Source organism: Chamaesiphon sp. VAR_48_metabat_135_sub (genome assembly GCF_031418915.1).
Taxonomy (GTDB): Bacteria; Cyanobacteriota; Cyanobacteriia; order Cyanobacteriales; family Chamaesiphonaceae; genus Chamaesiphon.
On record NZ_JANOJV010000328.1, the window covers coordinates 1 to 3250 of the forward strand.

At 46.5% G+C, this 3250-nt stretch carries 3 protein-coding genes; 2 read left to right on the forward strand and 1 reads right to left on the reverse strand.

Translation table 11 applies throughout. The features are described from left to right. Nucleotides 1-447, reverse strand: a 447-nt coding sequence (locus RMO55_RS22130) for a biotin carboxylase N-terminal domain-containing protein (RefSeq protein WP_310430292.1), incomplete at its 3' end; no start/stop codon positions are given. A 364-nt stretch (nt 448-811) separates the two neighbouring features. On the opposite strand from RMO55_RS22130, the gene RMO55_RS22135 reads away from it, so the two are divergent. Both RMO55_RS22135 and RMO55_RS22140 read left to right on the forward strand, forming a co-directional pair. Then, nucleotides 812-1681, forward strand: coding sequence for a substrate-binding domain-containing protein (locus RMO55_RS22135; protein WP_310430293.1), 870 nt, complete (start codon nt 812-814; stop codon nt 1679-1681). A gap of 2 nt (nt 1682-1683) precedes the next feature. Beyond that, nucleotides 1684-3250: histidine kinase dimerization/phospho-acceptor domain-containing protein (locus RMO55_RS22140; RefSeq protein ID WP_310430294.1), on the forward strand; the 1567-nt coding region annotated here is incomplete at its 3' end.

Below are 3250 nucleotides of genomic sequence, written 5' to 3' on the forward strand. Positions count from 1 at the left end.
AGCTATTTTGAGTGCTTCTTCGGCATCAGCTAATAATCCGTCGCTACCAGGTACCGTCGGTACACCCACCCGTTTCATCGTTTCCTTGGCTGTAGATTTGTCCCCCATTGCCCGCATAGCGGCTGGGGAAGGGCCGATAAATGTCAGATGATGATCCGCGCAGATTTCGGCAAAACGGGCATTCTCAGCGAGAAATCCATAACCTGGATGAATGGCAGTGGCATTTCGGGTCAAGGCTGCTGATATAATATTCGGGATATTTAGATAGCTTTTACTACCGATTGGTTCGCCAATACACACCGCTTCATCGGCTAGTTGGACGTGGAGAGCTTTTCGATCGATCGTGGAATGCACTGCAACCGTACCAATCCCCATCTCGCCACAGGTACGAATAATTCTCAGAGCAATTTCGCCCCGATTGGCAATTAAGATTTTAGAAAATGACATTACGGTTAAAGATTCCTAACTTTTAGAGATTGGGGATTGTCAAATCGCCGCTTGCACCAGTTTAGTCAATATTGGGATCGGGGGATAGGGGGGGAAAGGGGAAGGGAATGAGTTCAATCGGTGCTTGTTTGTTTCAAAAATGATGAATCATACCTAAATTCAGCAACGTGAAAATATTTAGGGGCTGATTTTTTAAACACCATCCGGCACTTTTGACGCAGATGTCACGCCAACACCGAAAAATGATGTAATTACCCAAAATTTGGGAATCCTAAGCATAGTCTCGATTACCTACGGTACGCGACCCGATTACCTCCGGTACGCTCTGCGAACGAGATCTTTGATTCCCCCACCAGTACTATCGATGACAGCGCAAAAATTAATTGTTTTTTCGATCGGTGCGCTGATGCTGCTCCCCCTCGCCAGTTGCACTCAGACGAATAGTGCCCAGCTAACTGCGACAACATCAACCCCCGTCTCGATTAAGATTGGTGGCTCATCCAGCACGGTGGGTTTGCTCACCCTCTTAGAAACCAACTACTCAGCGATTAACAAAAACGTCAAAATCACCCAGATTAAGCCTGGGCAGTCTGAAAGCATCATCGAGGGGATTAAACTGAAAGTTGTCGATGTGGGGACAATTGCCAAATCTGCAAAAGTGGGCAAAAATGACAGCATTTTAAATTCTCGTGAGATTGTCCACGATCTGTTGCTAGTTGCTACCCATCCGAGCGTCACCGGAGTCAAAAATTTAACCACCAAAAATCTTCAGGATATTTATAGTGGTACTATCTCCAACTGGCAGCAAATCGGTGGACCGAATGCTAAGATTGTCTTGCTAGATCGCCCCGATGATGAGTCTGCCAAGCAGATTCTGCGTAAATATTACCTGGGGAAAGATCTGAAGAATTCACCCCAGGCTGTGGTGTTTCGCAAAGAAGGAGAATTGATTCAGGCGATTCAAAGTACGCCCTACAGTATTGGTGCTTTTTCTCTCGCTCACGCCGTTTCCCATCAGCTACCCGTCAATCGGCTCAGTCTCAACGGATTTGCACCCACCGCCGCAAACCTGAATACGCACAAATATCCAATGGTACGCCACCTGACTGTTGTTTGGCATCAGAATCCTTCAGCAGCAACTCAAAGCTTTATTCAATATATCTTTAGTCCGCCAGCCACGAGCGCGATGGAGCGGGCTGGTTTTATTCCTGTTAGTGAATCGATCGAGCATTAGCGATGGAATTTCTCAATCGATATTCACGACTTCCGGTAACAGTCAAGTTATTGTCACCATTATTAGCCACATTCCTGGGCTTATGGACTGTGGGAATTTTGGGCTTTGGATTAGTTGCTAGAAATAACCTCGAACAAAATACCCACAAAGAGGCCGAAGATTTTGCCGCTTCGTTGCAACTCAATCTCCAATTACGGCAAGAAACGCTTAACTTGAAAGCCAGAGCGATTAGTACCAATAGTGATGTGATTCGGGCAGCTACGAGTCAAGATCCCGCCCTGTTGCAACAAATATTGCTACCAATCCAAACCGCTTTTGAGCTAGATTTGGTGAAAATTATTAATCCTGGTGGCGATAGTTTATTGTGTTTGCAGCAAGGAGAACTTCGCGCAGTAAAATTAAATGATGATGGGGTTAATCGTGCTGCCCAGGCGGGGCTAGAGTTAGCTGGAGTAGTGATAACTGCGAGTGAGAAGTCATCTGCATTGGTGGCATTAACTCCAATTAAATCTAATTCCAAACTGCTCGCTGGTTTGGTAGTAGGCAATACTGTTGATGATACTTTGCTCGAACAAATTCGGAGCAATACATCCATGCATCTAATCGCGTTTCAGGGCGATCTAGTGACAGCATCGACGCTACCGATCGATCGTCGTCAGCAATGGAAATTTCCCCAGGATCGGAGATTAAAGTGGATGGCAATTGGGGGGGAAGACTATATAGTCAAAACGATCGAGATCCCCAGTTTTGATAGAGCAACCCTGAAAATTGCGGTACTCAACCAAGCCAAGGAAACCGAGAAAACCGAAAGTCAACTATGGTTGTTGCTGCTTGGCTTTGGCTTATTGGGCGGAGTCTTAGTTAGTGTCGTAAGTATTAAGGGATTTCGCGTCACCCAATCCCTGAGTCGGCGGATTCAAAACCTCACCCAGGTGACTCAGCAGTTAGCCGCTGGCGACTTGAGTATTGCCATTCCGATCGATACCCAAGATGAAGTCGGGGTGCTGGCTCAGGGCTTTAACCAAATGGCGGAGCAACTAACAGCACGCGATCGACAACTGTCGCACCAGATGCAACAACTAGAACGCACCCTATCTGAACTACATGATTCCGAGCAGGTGCTTCAGCACATGAATGAACAGCTAGAGAGTCGGGTAGAAAGCCGCACTGCCGAACTAACACAAGCAAAACTAGTCGCTGATACAGCCAATCAAGCCAAGAGTGAATTTTTGGCAAATATGAGTCACGAACTGCGAACTCCCCTGAATGGCATCTTAGGCTATACCCAAATCCTCAACCGATCGATCGCCCTTTCTGGCAAAGAAAAACATGGAGTTAATATTATTCACCAGTGCGGATCTCATCTGCTCACCCTGATTGATGATATTTTGGACATTGCCAAAATCGAAGCGCGTAAACTCGAACTCGTGCCGCAAGAAGTTCACCTGCCTAGCTTTCTACAGGATGTCGTAGATATTTGTCGGATTCGAGCCGATCGCCAGGGGATCGAATTTATTTACCAACCAGATCCCCATTTACCTAGCAATATTGTTACGGATGAAAAACGGC

Excerpts from the sequence above, each read along its gene's own strand:
- RMO55_RS22135 (WP_310430293.1), top strand. The coding sequence starts at position 812 with ATGACAGCGCAAAAATTAATTGTTTTTTCGATCGGTGCGCTGATGCTG.